The organism is Nitratireductor kimnyeongensis, assembly GCF_019891395.1.
Taxonomy (GTDB): domain Bacteria; phylum Pseudomonadota; class Alphaproteobacteria; order Rhizobiales; family Rhizobiaceae; genus Nitratireductor; species Nitratireductor kimnyeongensis.
This window is the reverse complement of the sequence record NZ_CP078143.1, coordinates 3,176,597-3,191,601: the sequence shown is the minus strand read 5'-3', so window position 1 is coordinate 3,191,601 and position 15,005 is coordinate 3,176,597. Positions and strand designations below refer to the sequence as shown.

Genomic DNA, 15,005 nt, shown 5'->3' with positions numbered 1-15,005 from the left:
CCCTGTCACACCGCTCTGGATCGGCGCCATTTCATTTTATTGGTCCAGCGATCAGCGCGCCTCAATCAGGCGGCGTTCTCCTTAGCTTCCGCCGAACAGTCGCGGTTCTTGACCAGTTTGTAGACGATGGAATCCATCAATGCCTGGAACGACGCATCAATGATGTTGTTGGAAACACCAACCGTCCACCAGCGAGCCCCCGTGCTGTCGAACGATTCGATCAGAACGCGCGTGATCGCCTCGGTACCGCCATTCAGGATACGCACCTTGTAGTCGGCCAACGCCAGATCAGAAATTTCGGCCTGATATTTTCCAAGGTCCTTGCGCAGAGCGATGTCGAGTGCATTGACCGGGCCGTGGCCTTCCGCGACCGACATCAGCGTCTCACCGTCCACCGTTACCCGGACGACGGCCTCCGATACGGTTTTCAGTTCGCCATTCGCATCGAAGCGACGCTCCACCATGCACCGAAAACCATCCACCTTGAAAAACTCCGGCACGCGGCCGAGGGTTCGGCGCGCCAAGAGCTCGAAGCTCGCATCCGCGCCTTCATAGGCATAGCCTTGAGCCTCACGTTCCTTTACGAGCGCAATGAGCGTATCGAGGCGTGGGTCGGCCTTGTCGACGGCTATGCCCCGGCGCTTCAGCTCGGCAATGAAGTTCGATTTCCCGCCCTGGTCGGAAACCATGACGCGGCGCGTGTTGCCCACGCTTTCCGGCGCTACATGCTCATATGTTTCGGGCTCCTTGAGCACAGCAGAAGCGTGGATGCCGGCCTTGGTGGCGAAGGCCGATGCGCCGACATAGGGCGCCTGCTGCTCCGGCGCGCGGTTCAAAAGCTCGTCAAAGCCGTGGGAAAGACGCGAAAGGTCGGCCAGCTTCTCGTCGGGAATGCCGGTCGTGAAGCGTTCCGCATAAGCAGTCTTGAGCGCCAGCGTGGGCAGGATCGTCACCAGATTGGCATTGCCGCAGCGCTCGCCGATGCCATTGAGCGTGCCCTGTATCTGGCGCACGCCTGCCTCGACGGCGGCAAGCGAATTGGCCACGGCCTGGCCCGTATCGTCATGAGCATGAATGCCCAGATGCGCGCCGGGAATGCCGGCTGCAATCACGGCACTCACGATGTCCCTGATCTCCGCCGGCTGCGTGCCGCCATTGGTGTCGCACAGCACCACCCAGCGGCTGCCTGCGTCATGGGCCGCCTTTGCACAGGCCAGCGCATAGTCCGGATTGGCCTTGTAGCCATCGAAGAAATGCTCACAGTCGACCATCGTCTCCTTGCCGGCGGCAACCGACGCCTCGACCGAGGCGGTAATCGATTCCAGATTTTCCTCATTGGTGCAGCCGAGCGCGACGCGCACATGGTAGTCCCAACTCTTCGCAACAAAGCAGATCGCATCGCTGGCCGAATGAAGCAGGGCCGCGAGACCGGGATCATTGGAGGCCGAGACACCGGCGCGCTTGGTCATGCCGAAGGCGACGAAGGCCGCCTTCTCGGTCCGCTTCTTCGAAAAGAAGGCCGTGTCGGTGGGGTTTGCCCCGGGATACCCGCCTTCAACATAGTCGAAGCCGAAATCATCGAGCAGCTTTGCCACGGCGATCTTGTCCTCGACGGAAAAATCGACGCCCGGTGTCTGCTGACCATCGCGCAGCGTGGTGTCAAACAGGTAGATGCGTTCTTTCTGTGCCATGGTCATATGCCTGCAAACTGGTCTGTCGCCCGGATCAATCGATCAAGAATGCCCGGTTCTGAAAAGGCGTGCCCTGCCCCCTCGATCAAGTGGAATTCGGCGTCCGGCCACGCCTTGTGCAATTGCCAGGCGTAGTGCGCCGGGCACGGCATGTCGTAGCGGCCATGAACGATGACGCCGGGAATGCCGGCAAGCTTGTGGGCGTCGCGCAGAAGCTGGCCTTCCTCGAACCAGCCGCCATGGACGAAGAAATGATTTTCGATGCGCGCGAAGGCAATAGCGAAATCCTCTTCGCCAAAATCCTCTGTGAGGCCCGGATCCGGCAAAAGCGTGATGGTCTCGCCCTCCCACAGGCTCCACGCCTTTGCCGCCTCGAGCTGAACCGTCCGGTCATCCGAGGTGAGGCGCTTGCGGTAAGCCGACATCATGTCACTGCGCTCCTCCTCCGGGATCGGGGCAACGAACCGCTCCCACTTTTCCGGGAACATCTGCGAGACACCGAACTGGTAATACCAATCGAGTTCGGCACGGGTGAGCGTATAGATACCGCGCAGGATCAGTTCACTGACGTGCCCTGGGTGCGTCTCAGCATAGGCGAGTGCCATTGTAGAGCCCCAGGAGCCGCCGAAGACCAACCACTTTTCAACACCCATCAGGGTCCGCAGCCGTTCGATATCGGCCACCAGATGCCAGGTGGTGTTTGCCTCCAGCTCCGCATGGGGCTTCGAGCGCCCGCAGCCGCGCTGGTCGAAGAGCATCACGTCGTATTTTTCCGGATCAAAAACGCGGCGATGCGTGGGTGAACAGCCGCCGCCCGGGCCGCCATGCAGGAAGACGGCCGGTTTTGCGCCACGGGTGCCCACGCGCTCCCAATAGACCGTATGGCCATCGCCCACATCCAGCATACCGCTGGCGAAGGGCTCGATTTCAGGATAAAGCGTGCGCAATTCAGTCATTCTCAGTGTCTTTCCGTGCGTTTTCAGGCAGCGGCCAGTCGTCCGTGTCGTGATCGGGGTGCTGGTAGGAGACCAGGTCGCGCAGAAACTCCACCGCGTCCGCATCTTCCTCGGAGGTGTAACCCGGGAGGGCCGCGATGCCGTCAGTATAGGGGAGCTTCCCCTCCAAGCCCCACTGCACCACCGGCGCGATTTCCTCCGGGTGGTCGAAGGCGGCGATGGTTATCGCCTGCCCGTCGGGCGCTTCATAGGTAAGGGGCGTGCCGCATTCGGGGCAAAAACCCCGACGCACATGGCTGGACGACTGGAAGCGCTTGGGTTCAGCGCGTGTCCAGGTGAGTTTCGCGCCACGCACCGAGACCAACGGAAGCATAATGTTGCCGCTCGCCTTCTGGCACATGCGGCAATGGCAGACCGAAGCCTCGCCGAGTGCGCCTTCGATATGAAAACGCACCGCCCCACACTGGCAACCGCCGGAATAGACGGGCTTGTTGTCGAGGCTCATTCCCTGCCCTTTCTCCCAGAGCGCTTTCACTTTTGCCTGAAGCGTAAAAGCGCTCAATCTTATCGTTTTTAAGCAGTTCCGGACGGAAAACCCGTAGCCACTCTTCCTGGAATTGCTCTAGGCCGGCCTGTGACAGACAGCCTCCACATTGTTGCCGTCAGGGTCGAAAACGAAGGCGCCGTAGTGGTCTGCATGGTAGTGGGGGCGCGGGCCCGGCGCACCATTGTCGCGGCCGCCGGCCTCGAGTGCGGCCTTGTGAAAGGCGTCCACCTTTTCTCGGGTGTTGGCCGTGAAGGCGACATGTTTCGGTTCGCCGGCGGGCGCGCCTTCCGTCAGCCAGAAGACCGGCCGGTCGCGGCCATAACCGCCAACCTTGACGCCATCGGTGTATTCCGGCGGCACCATCATCAGAAGCGACGCGCCAAGCGGTTCCATCGCCCTGTCGTAAAACGCCTTCGCACGCTCGAAATCCGCAACCTTGATGCCGATATGGTCGATCACCGTTTCACCTCCCATCTGGTGCGGCGTTCGCCGCTCTCCGTATCCTTGTAGTCCATGAGCTGGACGCCCTGTGCGGCAAGCTCATCGCGGATGCGGTCGGCTTCGGCGAAGTTCTTTTCGAGAAGGTGGGTACTTCTCTCATCGATCATTTTCTCAACCATACCAACATTCAGATAATCGCTGAGTGCCGCGGTCTCTTGGTAAGCTTCCCATTTCTGCATGCTATCAAATTTCTCTACGCCCAGAAGCTGCAGAGCAGCGTAAACTTGATGTGCAGTTTCGATGTTCTTCGACTTCGCCATCTTATGAATCTGAACAATTGCAGCAGGGGTATTGAGGTCGTCTGAAAGAACCTTGAGAAAACCCTCCGGGATTTCCAATTCATTCTCGTAGAGATTTCTGTTCCCCTCCTGCCAGGAAAGATTCTGCGCGAACATGAACTCGCGCCAATTCTCGAGCACCGCCTCCGCTTCTTCGAGCTTGCGCACCGAAAAATCGATCGGCTCGCGGTAGTGCGTCATCAGCATTGCAAGACGCAAAACCTCGCCCGGCCATTTACGCCCGCCGAATTTCTCCGTTTCGAGCAGTTCATGGATGGTGACGAAATTGCCCTCGGATTTGGACATTTTCCGCCCCTCCACCTGGAGGAAGCCATTGTGCATCCAGTAATGCGCCATGACATCGCGGCCATGGGCGCAGCAGGATTGCGCGATCTCGTTTTCGTGGTGCGGGAAGATCAGGTCAAGGCCACCGCCGTGAATGTCGAACTCCTCGCCAAGATAGGCCGCGGACATGGCCGAGCACTCGATGTGCCAGCCGGGGCGGCCGCGAATGGTCATTGCAGCGCCACGGATGGTGAAACGCGCATCCCACCCCGGCTCATCTGCCGAGGACTGCTTCCAGAGAACGAAATCGGCCGGGTTCTTCTTGTGCGCTTCCACCGCCACACGGGCGCCTGCCTGCTGGTCTTCCAGCCTGCGTTTGGAAAGCCCGCCATAGGCCTCCATGGAGGCTGTGTCGAAAAGGATTTCTCCTTTCGCCTCATAGGCATGGCCGCGATCGATGAGAGATTGAATCAGGCTGGCCATATCCGTCAGCCCGTCCGCGCGCGGCAGGACGAAATCGGTGGCACGCGGCTCGATGGTCGGCTTCAGGCAACCTAGGGCGGCAACGTCGGCATGATACTGATCCGCGGTCTTCTGCGTGACCTCGCGGATCGCCTCATTGAGCGGCAGGTCGGGATAGTCGCGGCGGGCGCGGGCGTTGATCTTGTCGTCAACGTCGGTGATGTTGCGCACATAGGTGACGTGGTCCTCGCCATAGAGATGGCGCAGGAGACGGTAGAGAACGTCGAAAACGATGGCCGGACGCGCATTGCCGATATGCGCAAAGTCGTAGACCGTCGGACCGCACACATACATGCGGACGTTCTTCTCATCGATGGGGACGAAGTCCTCTTTGGCCCGCGTCAGCGTGTTGTAGACCCTGAGGCCCCTGAAACCGTTCGTCATCCTCGCCTTCCGTTTTCAACCCCACAGCCATGCTCAAGCGTCACGCATATTGCGGGCACGGTTTACGCCGGCCTCTGGCCTGGGCGTTTTTCTCATCGGGAAAGAAGGGCGAAAACGTCCGGACCAGCGGTATGGCGCTAGCCGATAATGCAAATGCCAATAATGGTGCACAGCGTTTTCATGGGCTTTCTTATCGCCGCAGGCGGCAAATGCGTCAAGACTAAAAGCTGAAAGCCAAAAGGCTGGGGATCATGCCGAAACCCGGCTTCGCGCCCCGAAAGAGGTATTGCAAGCAAAATGGCAATGTGAAGGAAATGTTAAGGCTGATGCGGCAATTTTAAGAATGCGTCTTCCGACGGGGCAGTCTGTCAAGATTTTGTCGGATTTGGTCCCCATCTGCGCGGAAGGGACGACAACGCGGAACCAAGGATTTGATATGCCCCGCGACATGAACAAGCCAGCAGAGTATACCGCCGAACAGGAAAAGCTCCTGCTAAGCCAGTATCACGCGGTTGGACCCGCAGCGATCAATGCCGCTCTGCAATGCAAGGCCGAGAAGCCTGCACCGGCACCCAAGCAATCCCCTTACGACACACAGACCGACTGAGGTTTTGCTCCGGCATTGCCGGAGCGGTGGCAAGGGGCAGCACAGTTTCCGGACATTGCGACAGCGATGGCGAGGACGTTGTGCGGCGCATCGAATGCGGTTCCGGCATGACATCATGCGGATTTTTCGCTTGGATCGGCCTCGACCGGCGTGTGATCTGTCGGCGCTATTTCAGTTTTTAGTGAGTCCGCCAGATGAGGAACGACCCGCATTCCCACGGCCTGTGGGAGAAAACGGCCCCTGCCTCGCCGCAGACGACAGCCCTGACAGGCGATGTGACGACAGAGATCGCCATCGTCGGCGGCGGCTATACCGGCCTCTCCGCGGCGCTGCATCTGGCCGAGGCCGGAGCCGACGCGGTTTTGCTCGAAGCTGACGAGATTGGCTTTGGCGGCTCCGGGCGCAATGTGGGTCTTGTCAATGCGGGCATGTGGGTCATGCCAGATGACCTCCCCGGCATTCTCGGCGAAACCTATGGCGAACGGCTGCTCAGCCTCCTTGGGGATGCGCCCCGGGTCGTTTTCGACCTGGCGACACGGCACGGAATGGACTGCGAGGCGATGCCCGTGGGCACACTGCACTGCGCCGTTGGGGCAAGCGGTCTCAAGCAACTTGATGAGCGCTCGAAGCAATGGAAGGCGCGTGGTGCACCGGTGCGACTTCTGGAGCGTGAAGAAGCGCAGAGGAAGATCGGGAGCGATGCGTTTTCGGGCGCATTGCTGGATGAACGGGCCGGCACGATCCAGCCGCTGGCCTATGCAAGAGGCCTAGCCCATGCGGCCACGAAGGCTGGTGCGAGGCTTCACACCAATTCGCGTGTGACGAACGCCGAGCAGCGCGGCGACAGCTGGTGGCTAGAAACACCCAAAGGCACACTGACAGCGCGGAAGGTGATTGTCGCTACCAACGCCTACACAACCAAGCCCTGGCCGCAGATCCGTGAGGAGATCGTCCACCTGCCCTATTTCAATTTTTCCACGCCCCCCCTGCCACAAACCGTGCGCGACCACATTCTGCCGGAGCGGCAAGGTGCGTGGGACACGAAGCAGGTTCTGACCTCATTTCGTTGGGACCGGGAGGGGCGCCTTGTTTTCGGCAGCGTGGGAGCCCTGAAGGGCACCGGTCAAGCGGTGCACCGTGCGTGGGCTGAGCGTGCGATTGCCCGGCTGTTTCCGGAGCTGAAAGGCATCCGGTTTGAACATTGCTGGTACGGACATATCGGCATGACCGCAGATCACCTGCCGAAGTTTCATCGCCTCGGTGACAATGTGGTCGGCTTTTCCGGATACAATGGCCGCGGCATCGGACCGGGCACCGTGTTCGGTAAAGCTCTGGCAGAGCTAATGTTGGGCCGTATTTCGGAGGAAGAGCTCCCCCTGCCCGTCAGCGACGTGTCGCGTCAATCATTCCAGACCTTGCGGGAAGGCGTGTACCGTTTTGGTGCCGAGGCAGTCCATCTCTTGCGGACCATCGCTTAAAACAGGTCGAGCTGGTCGCTGTCTTTCACGGCTTTCGCGCCGGAAACTTTTTCCTCGTGGCGTTCCACGCGCCCCTGAAGGTCCGGGCCGGCATTTGCCACCTTGTTAACCCGATCCGACACGGGCACCGCCTCGAAAAAACCTGGCTCGGCCGGTGTCAGAAGATCAGCCACGTGACGCGGTTCCTGGTTGAGGCAGTCCAGCCAGCGGTCGAAGTCCTCCGGCCTGATGACCAGAGGCATGCGATGGTGAATACCACGCAAATCCTCGTTCGCTTCCGTAGTCAGGATCGCGCCAGTATCAACTTCGGTTCCCCCGGGTTCGGACCAGCTTTCCATCAATCCGGCAAAGGCAATCAGCCCGCCATCGCGTGGCCGGATCCAATATGGCTCCGCGCGTTTCGAGCCGACACGACGCCATTCATAAAAACCATTGGCCGGAATTAATGTGCGGCGGTGCCGCATGGCGGTGCGGAAGGATGCTTTTTCCGCAGCCGTTTCAGAGCGGGCGTTAAACAACAGAGAGAAATCGTCGGGATTTTTCGCCCAGGAGGGAATAAGCCCCCAGCGGACAAGCATGCTCTGCCGTGAAGGCAAATTGGAGCCTGCCGCCCGTGCCGGACCGGATATGGCCATCAGAACAGGCTGCGTTGGAGCGATGTTGTAGCGCGGGGGAAACGGCTCGAAATCCGTTACGGCAAGCAACGACTGCACGGCATCGGGCGTATCGGTGAGAGCGAAGCGACCACACATACGGAACTCTCCCTGCCAGCCCTTCAGTAGCGGCGTGCAGCTTCCTCATAAAGGTAGTCGTCATAAAGGCGCTCAGCATCGCGCACGCGCCCCTCAGCAACGAACAGATCCGATTCCTTCAGTGAAATCCGGTTGCGAATCTTGCTGCGATCCTCACCCTTGGCGGCATCTTCCAAATCGTCATAAAGCTGTTCGAGTTCGCGCTTCAGACGATCATATTCCGACCGGGCATCATAAACACGTTTGCCGACGCGGTACGCGCTTTCGAAACCAGGAGCAACATCCATCGGGCAGGAATTGGCATTGCTACGTCCGTCGCGCCCGGCGCTCAAACCGTTGGCTGGTGTGCAAAACCGGCGGATGCCGTCTTCCCAACCTGCGCGCCATGCGCTTTCGTCCACCGGCAAACCGTACTTTTGACAGGCTTCGCGGTGACGCTGGACATAAGAGGGGCTCCGCCCTGCCGTCCCGTCACTGCGTCCCAGGTCACTCCAACTGACCGATTCGCATTCGCTTTCGTTCAGCGTTGCGCATGCCGATAAAGACAACATGCAGACCAGGCCCGCGATCAAACCTGTGTTCAGCATTTTGCGCATGATTGCCTCCCGCCAAATCAACAGCCATAACTCTTCGGCCACAAACTTGGCCGGACTGTTGGTGATCGGGTGGCAGGATGCAAGAGCTTTGGTTATGAAATCGGAGGAAATCCTCGCCGTTTCCGCAGCCGTCATTCAGGGTGGTTGTGTTTTGCTTGTGCGGCGCGGTCGCGCGCCGGCAAGAGGTCTGTATGCGTTCCCTGGGGGACGGATGGAAGCCGGAGAGACACCAGAACAGGCGATCGCACGCGAGTTGCTGGAAGAAACCGGACTGGTGATGACGAGCGCCACCCCCTATCGCGACCTTGTCCTGCATGGCGACGTCGATCAGCAAATCTTTCGACTGAACGTTTTTCGCGCCACTGTCTCGCCCGGCACCGTCATGGCTGGCGACGACGCAAGCGAGGCTGGATGGTATTCTCCCGAGGAAATCGCTACTATGTCGCTGACCGACAGCACGCGCACGATTGTTGAAGAACTGCGACACTCCCCCGGCGGATGAAGCTGCTGAGTGCCTAACCCTCAATCTCGCCACTTTCGTGAATGTTTTGTGATGGTCTTCCCGCAATCGCGGGCGCGCGGGCGTTTGACAGGCAGCGCCTGCTGGGAGACAAGACGGCATGCGTAATGGTTCCGTATTCTGCAGCCTTATGGCAGTTCTTCTCCTGGTTGCGCCTGCATCGCAGGCCAATGAGTCCAGCTATGAATCCCCTCTTTTGAGATTGGCCGAAGTGCTCGGTTCTATCCATTATCTGCGCAACCTGTGTGGAGAAGAGACGGAGGCGTGGCGTGGAAAGATGGAGGAGCTGTTGGAGACGGAAGCGCCATCGCCGGCCCGCCGCGAGAAGTTGATCGCCAGTTTCAACCGCGGCTACAGATCCTTCGCAGGGACATATGAAAAGTGTACGGACCAGGCGCTATCAGCCATTGACCACTACATGAATGAAGGCGCGCGCATTTCCACCGAGATCGTGCAGCGCTACGGAAACTGAGACGTGACAATGACCTTCGATCAGGTGAACGTCGCACACCATTGCATTCTGCGACGCTTTGGATTTTGGCGGAGAATTCTTCTGGCCGGTCTGGCAAGCTTTGGTGTGAACGGAGCCTCAGTCTTCCCTGCATTCGCCCTCAGTGAGCTTCAACAGGCTGAACCGATAGAAGAGAGCCAGACCGAATCCGACAATATCGAGCGTGTGCCGCTGCCGCCTCCTATTCGCTTCCCCCAATCTGACACGCCCTCACCGGAGAACTCTGAACCCGCGGAGGGAGCCTCCCCGCCTGAAGATACGCCGACGCGCGATCTCGTGCGCCCCGACACCCAGATTGGGAAGGAGCTTCCAGAGGTCCATTACGATCTAGAAGAGTTGCCAGAACCTGTTCGCCGCATGCATGGGCTCATCGTAGAAGCCGCGAAAAGCGGTGACATTGAGAATCTGCGCCCGCTGATCGGTAGCGGCGACAGCGCGACACGGCTCTCGCTCGGCGGTCTCGATGGCGATCCGCTCGAATTTCTTATCGAACTTTCCGGAGATGAAGAAGGCCAGGAGATTCTAGCTATTCTTCTGGAGGTGCTGTTGGCCGGATATGTGCATCTCGACGCAAGCACACCGCAGGAAATGTATGTCTGGCCATACTTTTTCGCTATCCCGCTCGAAACGCTCGACAAAAGACAAAGGGTTGAACTGTTCACGCTGGTTACCGCCGGAGATTATGAAGACATGAAAAGCTTCGGCGCCTATATTTTCTACCGCGTCGGCATCACGCCGGAGGGGCACTGGACGTTTTTCGTCGCCGGAGACTGAGTTCATTCTTGCAATCTCCGGTGTCACCCCCATATCCGCTGAAGCTTCAGGGAGGTTCGCCATGGAGGGGATAGCGCACTCACGTAGCGGTATTGCGGCATCATCACCGAGCCGAGGACGGCGTGGACGTCTGGTCCGACGTGTCATTCTCTTCCAGGTCAAGCTCATGGCTGACGGCATACGCGATGTGGTGATGAGCCCTCTTTCGATTGCAGCTGGCTTGCTCGGTCTTGTTTCGCGCGATGGCAGTGCCGAGATTTATTTCGACCGTCTCATGCGCTTTGGCAGGGAGACGGATCACTGGATCAACCTGTTCGATCATCGAAGCCAAGCAAACGATACGCCGTCTCTCGATCGCATTGCCGAGCAGATCGAGGAGGCGCTTCGTCTTGATTATGAAAGCGGCGGACTGAGCGCTAGAAGCGCGAAGGCCCTCGCTGAAGCAGCAGCGCGTCTGAGGGATAAGGCTGGGCGCTGAGCCCGTTTACGTTTACCGGGTTGTCGTGAGCAACAAAGCATCCTAGCTAGAGGTGGACGAGCTCTTCACCTTGCCGGATCAGCCATGCCGACCTGCCATCTTATTGAACGTGCCCTCTTTCATTTGAAGGGTCCTGAAGCCGTACCATTCCTGCAGAATGTGATAACCACGGATCTCTCCGCACTGCAGGATGGCGAATGCCGCCCAAGTGCCCTGCTTACGCCGCAGGGCAAGATCCTGTTCGATTTCCTTATTTCGCGCGCCGATCTCGAAACTTTCCGCATTGAATGTCGAGCGGATATTGCCGCGGAACTGGTTAAGCGGCTCACACTCTACAAGCTTCGTGCACAGGTCGATATTTCTGATATAAATCAAACAACAATCGCAGTTTCATGGGAAACGGATTCCAGTTCTTCGGAGAATGAATCAACGCTGATCGACAGGCGTTTTCCTGCAAATTTGGGCGTTCGACGTCACTATGGTGATTTGCCTGATGCCGACAGGGACAAGACGAACTGGGACGAATTGAGAATTGCCCATGCCGTTGCCGAAAGCGGGAGCGACTTTGTACTGGGTGAGGCGTTTCCGCATGACGTTCTCTACGACCAGAATGGTGGCGTCGGACTGAAAAAGGGGTGCTATGTTGGGCAGGAGGTGGTGTCTCGGATGCACCACCGCGGTACGGCCCGCCGTCGGCTACTGATTGCCAAGGGTTCAGCGAATCTGCCGCCGCATGGAACAGAGATTCGCGCAGATGGGAAAACCGTCGGGAACCTGGGCACTGTGTGCGGCTCCAAGGCTTTGGCCATCGTCCGCATCGACAGGGTGAAAGATGCTATGGATACGGCTGTATCAATCGTGGCAGATGACACCGCTGTCACGTTCAGCATACCGCAGTGGGCGACATTCGCGTTCCCGGAGACGAAAGGGCAGCCGGATTGATGCCGGTGTCATCCAGCAAAACCACGCCTCCCCGCGCTTGGCAGCGAATGCTGTCCGGACGCCGTCTTGACCTTCTGGACCCGTCTCCGCTCGACATTGAAATCAGTGATATCGCGCATGGCCTGGCCCGCGTGGCCCGTTGGAACGGGCAAACGGAGGGCGACCATGCCTATTCTGTCGCTCAGCATTCCCTTCTGGTGGAAGACATCTTTTGCAGGATCACGCGCGATGTCACACCCGAATGCGCGATGGCAGCGCTGCTGCATGACGCTCCCGAATACGTGATCGGTGACATGATTTCACCCTTTAAGGCCACATTGGGCGACGACTACAAGTCGGTCGAAAAGCGACTGCAACGCGCCATCCACCTGCGTTTCACCCTGCCCCCAGATCTGCCAGCCAAGCTGAAAAAAGCCATCAAACGCGCTGATCAGATCGCAGCCTTCTTTGAGGCGACCCAACTGGCGGGCTTCGGCGTTGCGGAAGCCTCCAGGTTCTTTGGCCGCCCACGGGGTATGTCGCCGGAGGAATTACGGCTTGAGCCTCATCCACCCAAATTGGCTCAGGCAGCGTTCCTCGAGCGCTTTAAGAAAATAGAGGAGTCAAGAAGAGAGTTTCCAAGCAAATAAGTTATTTAAATTCTTTATTTTATTTATCAATCACATAAAAACAGAATTATAACAGTGGTTTAAAATTATATTATATATATAATTTTTCAACCAAGATAAACTTGCTATACGCTTCACCCAAACTGACGCAGTTTAGCGCTTCTTCTCTGCCTGCAAATTCCTCCTGGCAGATGAGAACGTCAACGGGGCGGTGCTTCGGTTTCTGTAAATGGAAACCCTGAACACGCCCCGGAGATGTTCGGAAGATGGAAAAGCAAACTGGACGCCTTATCCACACCGCGAATGCGGCAGTTGGTTACATCACTGAATTCGCTCTGAATTACGGATTAACGTTTCTTGGTGCCGGCGCCCTTTTGGTGATCGGCATAATCGCTGCCAAGATGCTGGAACGCTGGGTGCGCAATACACTCAGCAAGGTCTTCTCATTCGACGCCACATTGACGTCATTTCTTTCGGTACTCGCCAGATATACCGTTGTGGCGCTGTCCAGCGTCGCAGCGCTGACGCAACTCGGCGTTCCGACTGCCAGCATCATTGCCGCTCTAGGTGCGATCGGCCTCGCAGTCGGTCTTGCCCTTCAGGGGACGCTGCAAAACATCGCGGCCGGTGTCATGCTCCTGATTCTGCGCCCCTTTGAAGTGGGCGAACACGTGTTCGCGAACGGAATCTCAGGAACCGTCAGCACTCTGGGGCTTTTTGCAACGGAGTTGAAAACCGATGAAGGACTGATCGTATTCGCTCCCAATAGCACGCTTTGGAATGCGGCCATCACGAATCATTCCCGGAACAAGGCACGCAGAGTGGAACTTGATATCGATGTTGGCGACGGCTTAAGCCCCGAGCAAGTGCAAACAGGTCTTTTGAAAATTCTCGCCGCGGAAAAGAGCGTCCTGAAAAAACCCGATGCGGAGACACTGTTTTGCGCGATCGAGGGCGGAACCTCACAACTCACACTCCGCTTCTGGACGAGAAGTGAGGGGTGGCAAAAATCCCGGTCGGCCTTGACCGAAGCCATCAATAAAAGCCTCGGAAAAAAAGGGGTGAGTGTCTCGGTCCCCGATTGAGATACCGCAGGCCGCCAAAATGAGAGGTCACCTTTCAAGCCGGTCAATAAACCATTGCGTCAAGCTTATCCAGACGGCGTCTCTCTCCCCGGCATCCTCGCACCCATGGTCGAGATTGGGATTGTCGTTGACCTCAATGACGTAAACTCCTTCCGGCGTAGCCTTGAGGTCTACACCGTAAAGGCCGTTGCCGATGCAGCGTGCCGCACGCACGGCGATCTCGAGCACGTCGGAGGGAGTGTCCGCTAAAGTGAAAGAGCGAAAGCCTCCTTCATCCGGGCGCCCTTGCCTTTCGTGATTGACGATCTGCCAATGCTTTTTGGCCATCAGGTATTGGACGGAAAAAAGTGGCTTCCCGTCGAGCACACCGATGCGCCAGTCAAAGGACGTGGGCAGAAATTTCTGTGCAATGAGAAGATCGGAATCCTCAAGCCACGTCGTCGCCAGAGCCTTTAACTCCGTCATGTTCGCTGCTTTCTTCACCCCGCGAGAGAAAGAGCTATCCGGCGTTTTGAGGACCAGCGGAAAGCCAAGCTGATCAGCGGCCCGTTCAAGGTCGGCAGTCCCGGCGATCATCATCGTCGGGGGAACAGGGACCCGGTGCGTCGTCATCAGCTCATTGAGGTAGACCTTGTTCGTGCAGCGGATCATCGACAACGGATCATCGATGACCGGCATTCCTTCCTGCTCAGCACGCCTTGCGAACCTGTAGGTATGATTGGAAATCGATGTCGTCTCGCGGATGAAAAGGGCATCGAAATTTGCCAGACGTGGCAGATCCTTCCTGGTGATCGGTTCCACTTCAACACCCATTCGAGCGGCAATGCGCGACCAGTGTTTGAGAGAGGCCACGCTTGACGGCGGCAGTTCCTCTCTCGGGTCGATCAGCGTTGCGAACCCGTACCGCGCCGGAACCCGGGTGCGGCTGTCACGCCATTGCCGGGTAGTATAGTTGTGAAGCGATGCTGTGAAGCGGTCCTTCTCGTCCGCGTTCATTCTCGAAAGGGAGCGAAATCCGATGCGCGATATCGTTGCCCATTCGCCGTCCTTTATAACGACTTCCAGAGCGGGCGCTCGAAACCAGTCGAAAAGCAGCTTGGCAAAGCGCTCCCAGGCTTTTTCGGGACCTATTCCGAAAAAGATGCTGACGCTTGCAGGGAAACTCCCACCCAATTCGTTGCGACAGCGGTTCAGAGCCTGTTCCAATTCCGGGAGAGCATTCTCATAGAGTTTGCGCGCAGAGAGATCGATCATGGTCTCAACTGACGGGATCACACGATGACCGCGGGAACTGGCGAGTAGCGACGCGTAGTAGCCACGGCTTTGATAAGCGTAACTGGACGATAGGTTGATGACCTTGGGGCGCTGTCCGCGAAAAAGCGCCGGGTGGGCCAGATAGTCGCGATTGGTGATGATCTTGTAAGGGGTGGCGGTCTCGTCGAGGTCGCCTTTCTTGCCAGTCAGGATGACCCAACTCATTTGGGGCCGTT

The 15,005-nt window shown here is 58.1% G+C and carries 17 protein-coding genes; 9 read left to right on the top strand and 8 right to left on the bottom strand.

The annotated features are described in order from the left end of the window. Positions 1 to 65: 65 nt before the first annotated feature. The 5 genes from cimA to cysS all read right to left on the bottom strand — a co-directional run bounded on the left by cimA (position 66) and on the right by cysS (position 5,164). A complete protein-coding gene (gene cimA, locus KW403_RS15140; protein WP_223020274.1) occupies positions 66 to 1,697 on the bottom strand; it encodes a citramalate synthase in 1,632 nt (543 codons plus the stop codon). Further along, positions 1,694 to 2,647, bottom strand: coding sequence for a prolyl aminopeptidase (pip, locus tag KW403_RS15135; protein ID WP_223020273.1), 954 nt, complete (start codon positions 2,645 to 2,647; stop codon positions 1,694 to 1,696). The genes cimA and pip overlap by 4 nt, the downstream gene beginning before the upstream one ends. After that, entirely contained in the window at positions 2,640 to 3,152 is a 513-nt protein-coding gene (locus tag KW403_RS15130) for a GFA family protein (protein ID WP_223020272.1), read from the bottom strand. The genes pip and KW403_RS15130 overlap by 8 nt, the downstream gene beginning before the upstream one ends. 117 nt (positions 3,153 to 3,269) lie before the next feature. Further along, on the bottom strand, positions 3,270 to 3,653 hold the full coding sequence (locus KW403_RS15125; protein ID WP_223020271.1) for a VOC family protein: 384 nt from the start codon (positions 3,651 to 3,653) through the stop codon (positions 3,270 to 3,272). Continuing rightward, positions 3,650 to 5,164: a cysteine--tRNA ligase gene (gene cysS / locus KW403_RS15120; RefSeq protein WP_223020270.1), complete on the bottom strand. Its 1,515-nt coding sequence runs from the start codon at positions 5,162 to 5,164 to the stop codon at positions 3,650 to 3,652. Before cysS ends, KW403_RS15125 begins: the two co-directional genes overlap by 4 nt. 448 nt (positions 5,165 to 5,612) lie before the next feature. On the opposite strand from cysS, the gene KW403_RS15115 reads away from it, so the two are divergent. Then, positions 5,613 to 5,771, top strand: coding sequence for a transcriptional regulator (locus tag KW403_RS15115; RefSeq protein WP_141686065.1), 159 nt, complete (start codon positions 5,613 to 5,615; stop codon positions 5,769 to 5,771). Between the two features lie 194 nt (positions 5,772 to 5,965). Further along, positions 5,966 to 7,249 carry an NAD(P)/FAD-dependent oxidoreductase gene (locus KW403_RS15110; RefSeq protein ID WP_223020269.1) on the top strand — a complete coding sequence of 428 codons (1,284 nt, stop codon included), beginning with the start codon at positions 5,966 to 5,968 and terminating at the stop codon, positions 7,247 to 7,249. On the opposite strand, the gene KW403_RS15105 is transcribed toward KW403_RS15110, so the two are convergent. Next, positions 7,246 to 8,001 (bottom strand): SOS response-associated peptidase, encoded by a 756-nt coding sequence (locus KW403_RS15105; RefSeq protein ID WP_223020268.1) that lies wholly within the window; start codon positions 7,999 to 8,001, stop codon positions 7,246 to 7,248. The two genes, KW403_RS15110 and KW403_RS15105, sit on opposite strands and share 4 nt — an antisense overlap. Before the next feature lie 23 nt (positions 8,002 to 8,024). Beyond that, the gene (locus KW403_RS15100; RefSeq protein WP_246637807.1) at positions 8,025 to 8,732 is read right to left on the bottom strand and encodes a DUF2799 domain-containing protein; all 708 of its coding nucleotides are present in this window, start codon (positions 8,730 to 8,732) and stop codon (positions 8,025 to 8,027) included. Here KW403_RS15100 and KW403_RS15095 point away from each other — a divergent pair. The 7 genes from KW403_RS15095 to KW403_RS15065 all read left to right on the top strand — a co-directional run bounded on the left by KW403_RS15095 (position 8,692) and on the right by KW403_RS15065 (position 13,515). After that, on the top strand, positions 8,692 to 9,099 hold the full coding sequence (locus KW403_RS15095; RefSeq protein WP_223020267.1) for an NUDIX hydrolase: 408 nt from the start codon (positions 8,692 to 8,694) through the stop codon (positions 9,097 to 9,099). The two genes, KW403_RS15100 and KW403_RS15095, sit on opposite strands and share 41 nt — an antisense overlap. A gap of 118 nt (positions 9,100 to 9,217) precedes the next feature. Further along, complete coding sequence (locus KW403_RS15090) at positions 9,218 to 9,589, top strand: TIGR02301 family protein (RefSeq protein WP_223020266.1); 372 nt, start codon at positions 9,218 to 9,220, stop codon at positions 9,587 to 9,589. Positions 9,590 to 9,598: 9 nt separating this feature from the next. After that, a complete protein-coding gene (locus tag KW403_RS15085) occupies positions 9,599 to 10,402 on the top strand; it encodes a hypothetical protein (RefSeq protein ID WP_223022592.1) in 804 nt (267 codons plus the stop codon). 61 nt (positions 10,403 to 10,463) lie between these two features. Further along, on the top strand, positions 10,464 to 10,880 hold the full coding sequence (locus KW403_RS15080) for a hypothetical protein (RefSeq protein WP_223020265.1): 417 nt from the start codon (positions 10,464 to 10,466) through the stop codon (positions 10,878 to 10,880). 84 nt (positions 10,881 to 10,964) lie between these two features. Further along, a complete protein-coding gene (ygfZ, locus tag KW403_RS15075; protein WP_223020264.1) occupies positions 10,965 to 11,822 on the top strand; it encodes a CAF17-like 4Fe-4S cluster assembly/insertion protein YgfZ in 858 nt (285 codons plus the stop codon). Continuing rightward, on the top strand, positions 11,822 to 12,451 hold the full coding sequence (locus tag KW403_RS15070) for a YfbR-like 5'-deoxynucleotidase (RefSeq protein WP_223022591.1): 630 nt from the start codon (positions 11,822 to 11,824) through the stop codon (positions 12,449 to 12,451). The genes ygfZ and KW403_RS15070 overlap by 1 nt, the downstream gene beginning before the upstream one ends. A 245-nt stretch (positions 12,452 to 12,696) precedes the next feature. Beyond that, complete coding sequence (locus tag KW403_RS15065) at positions 12,697 to 13,515, top strand: mechanosensitive ion channel family protein (RefSeq protein ID WP_223020263.1); 819 nt, start codon at positions 12,697 to 12,699, stop codon at positions 13,513 to 13,515. A 27-nt stretch (positions 13,516 to 13,542) separates the two neighbouring features. Here KW403_RS15065 and KW403_RS15060 read toward each other — a convergent pair whose 3' ends face one another. Beyond that, the gene (locus KW403_RS15060; RefSeq protein WP_223020262.1) at positions 13,543 to 14,994 is read right to left on the bottom strand and encodes a RimK family protein; all 1,452 of its coding nucleotides are present in this window, start codon (positions 14,992 to 14,994) and stop codon (positions 13,543 to 13,545) included. Positions 14,995 to 15,005: the final 11 nt, after the last annotated feature.

Bases quoted from the DNA above. Each gene is read 5' to 3' on its own strand.
- cysS (WP_223020270.1), bottom strand. From the start codon at position 5,164: ATGACGAACGGTTTCAGGGGCCTCAGGGTCTACAACACGCTGACGCGG.
- KW403_RS15080 (WP_223020265.1), top strand. From the start codon at position 10,464: ATGGAGGGGATAGCGCACTCACGTAGCGGTATTGCGGCATCATCACCG.
- KW403_RS15130 (WP_223020272.1), bottom strand. From the start codon at position 3,152: ATGAGCCTCGACAACAAGCCCGTCTATTCCGGCGGTTGCCAGTGTGGG.
- KW403_RS15060 (WP_223020262.1), bottom strand. From the start codon at position 14,994: ATGAGTTGGGTCATCCTGACTGGCAAGAAAGGCGACCTCGACGAGACC.
- KW403_RS15095 (WP_223020267.1), top strand. From the start codon at position 8,692: ATGAAATCGGAGGAAATCCTCGCCGTTTCCGCAGCCGTCATTCAGGGT.
- KW403_RS15110 (WP_223020269.1), top strand. From the start codon at position 5,966: ATGAGGAACGACCCGCATTCCCACGGCCTGTGGGAGAAAACGGCCCCT.
- pip (WP_223020273.1), bottom strand. From the start codon at position 2,647: ATGACTGAATTGCGCACGCTTTATCCTGAAATCGAGCCCTTCGCCAGC.
- KW403_RS15085 (WP_223022592.1), top strand. From the start codon at position 9,599: ATGACCTTCGATCAGGTGAACGTCGCACACCATTGCATTCTGCGACGC.
- cimA (WP_223020274.1), bottom strand. From the start codon at position 1,697: ATGACCATGGCACAGAAAGAACGCATCTACCTGTTTGACACCACGCTG.
- KW403_RS15065 (WP_223020263.1), top strand. From the start codon at position 12,697: ATGGAAAAGCAAACTGGACGCCTTATCCACACCGCGAATGCGGCAGTT.
- KW403_RS15115 (WP_141686065.1), top strand. From the start codon at position 5,613: ATGAACAAGCCAGCAGAGTATACCGCCGAACAGGAAAAGCTCCTGCTA.
- KW403_RS15100 (WP_246637807.1), bottom strand. From the start codon at position 8,732: ATGACGGCTGCGGAAACGGCGAGGATTTCCTCCGATTTCATAACCAAA.
- ygfZ (WP_223020264.1), top strand. From the start codon at position 10,965: ATGCCGACCTGCCATCTTATTGAACGTGCCCTCTTTCATTTGAAGGGT.
- KW403_RS15105 (WP_223020268.1), bottom strand. From the start codon at position 8,001: ATGTGTGGTCGCTTCGCTCTCACCGATACGCCCGATGCCGTGCAGTCG.
- KW403_RS15090 (WP_223020266.1), top strand. From the start codon at position 9,218: ATGCGTAATGGTTCCGTATTCTGCAGCCTTATGGCAGTTCTTCTCCTG.
- KW403_RS15070 (WP_223022591.1), top strand. From the start codon at position 11,822: ATGCCGGTGTCATCCAGCAAAACCACGCCTCCCCGCGCTTGGCAGCGA.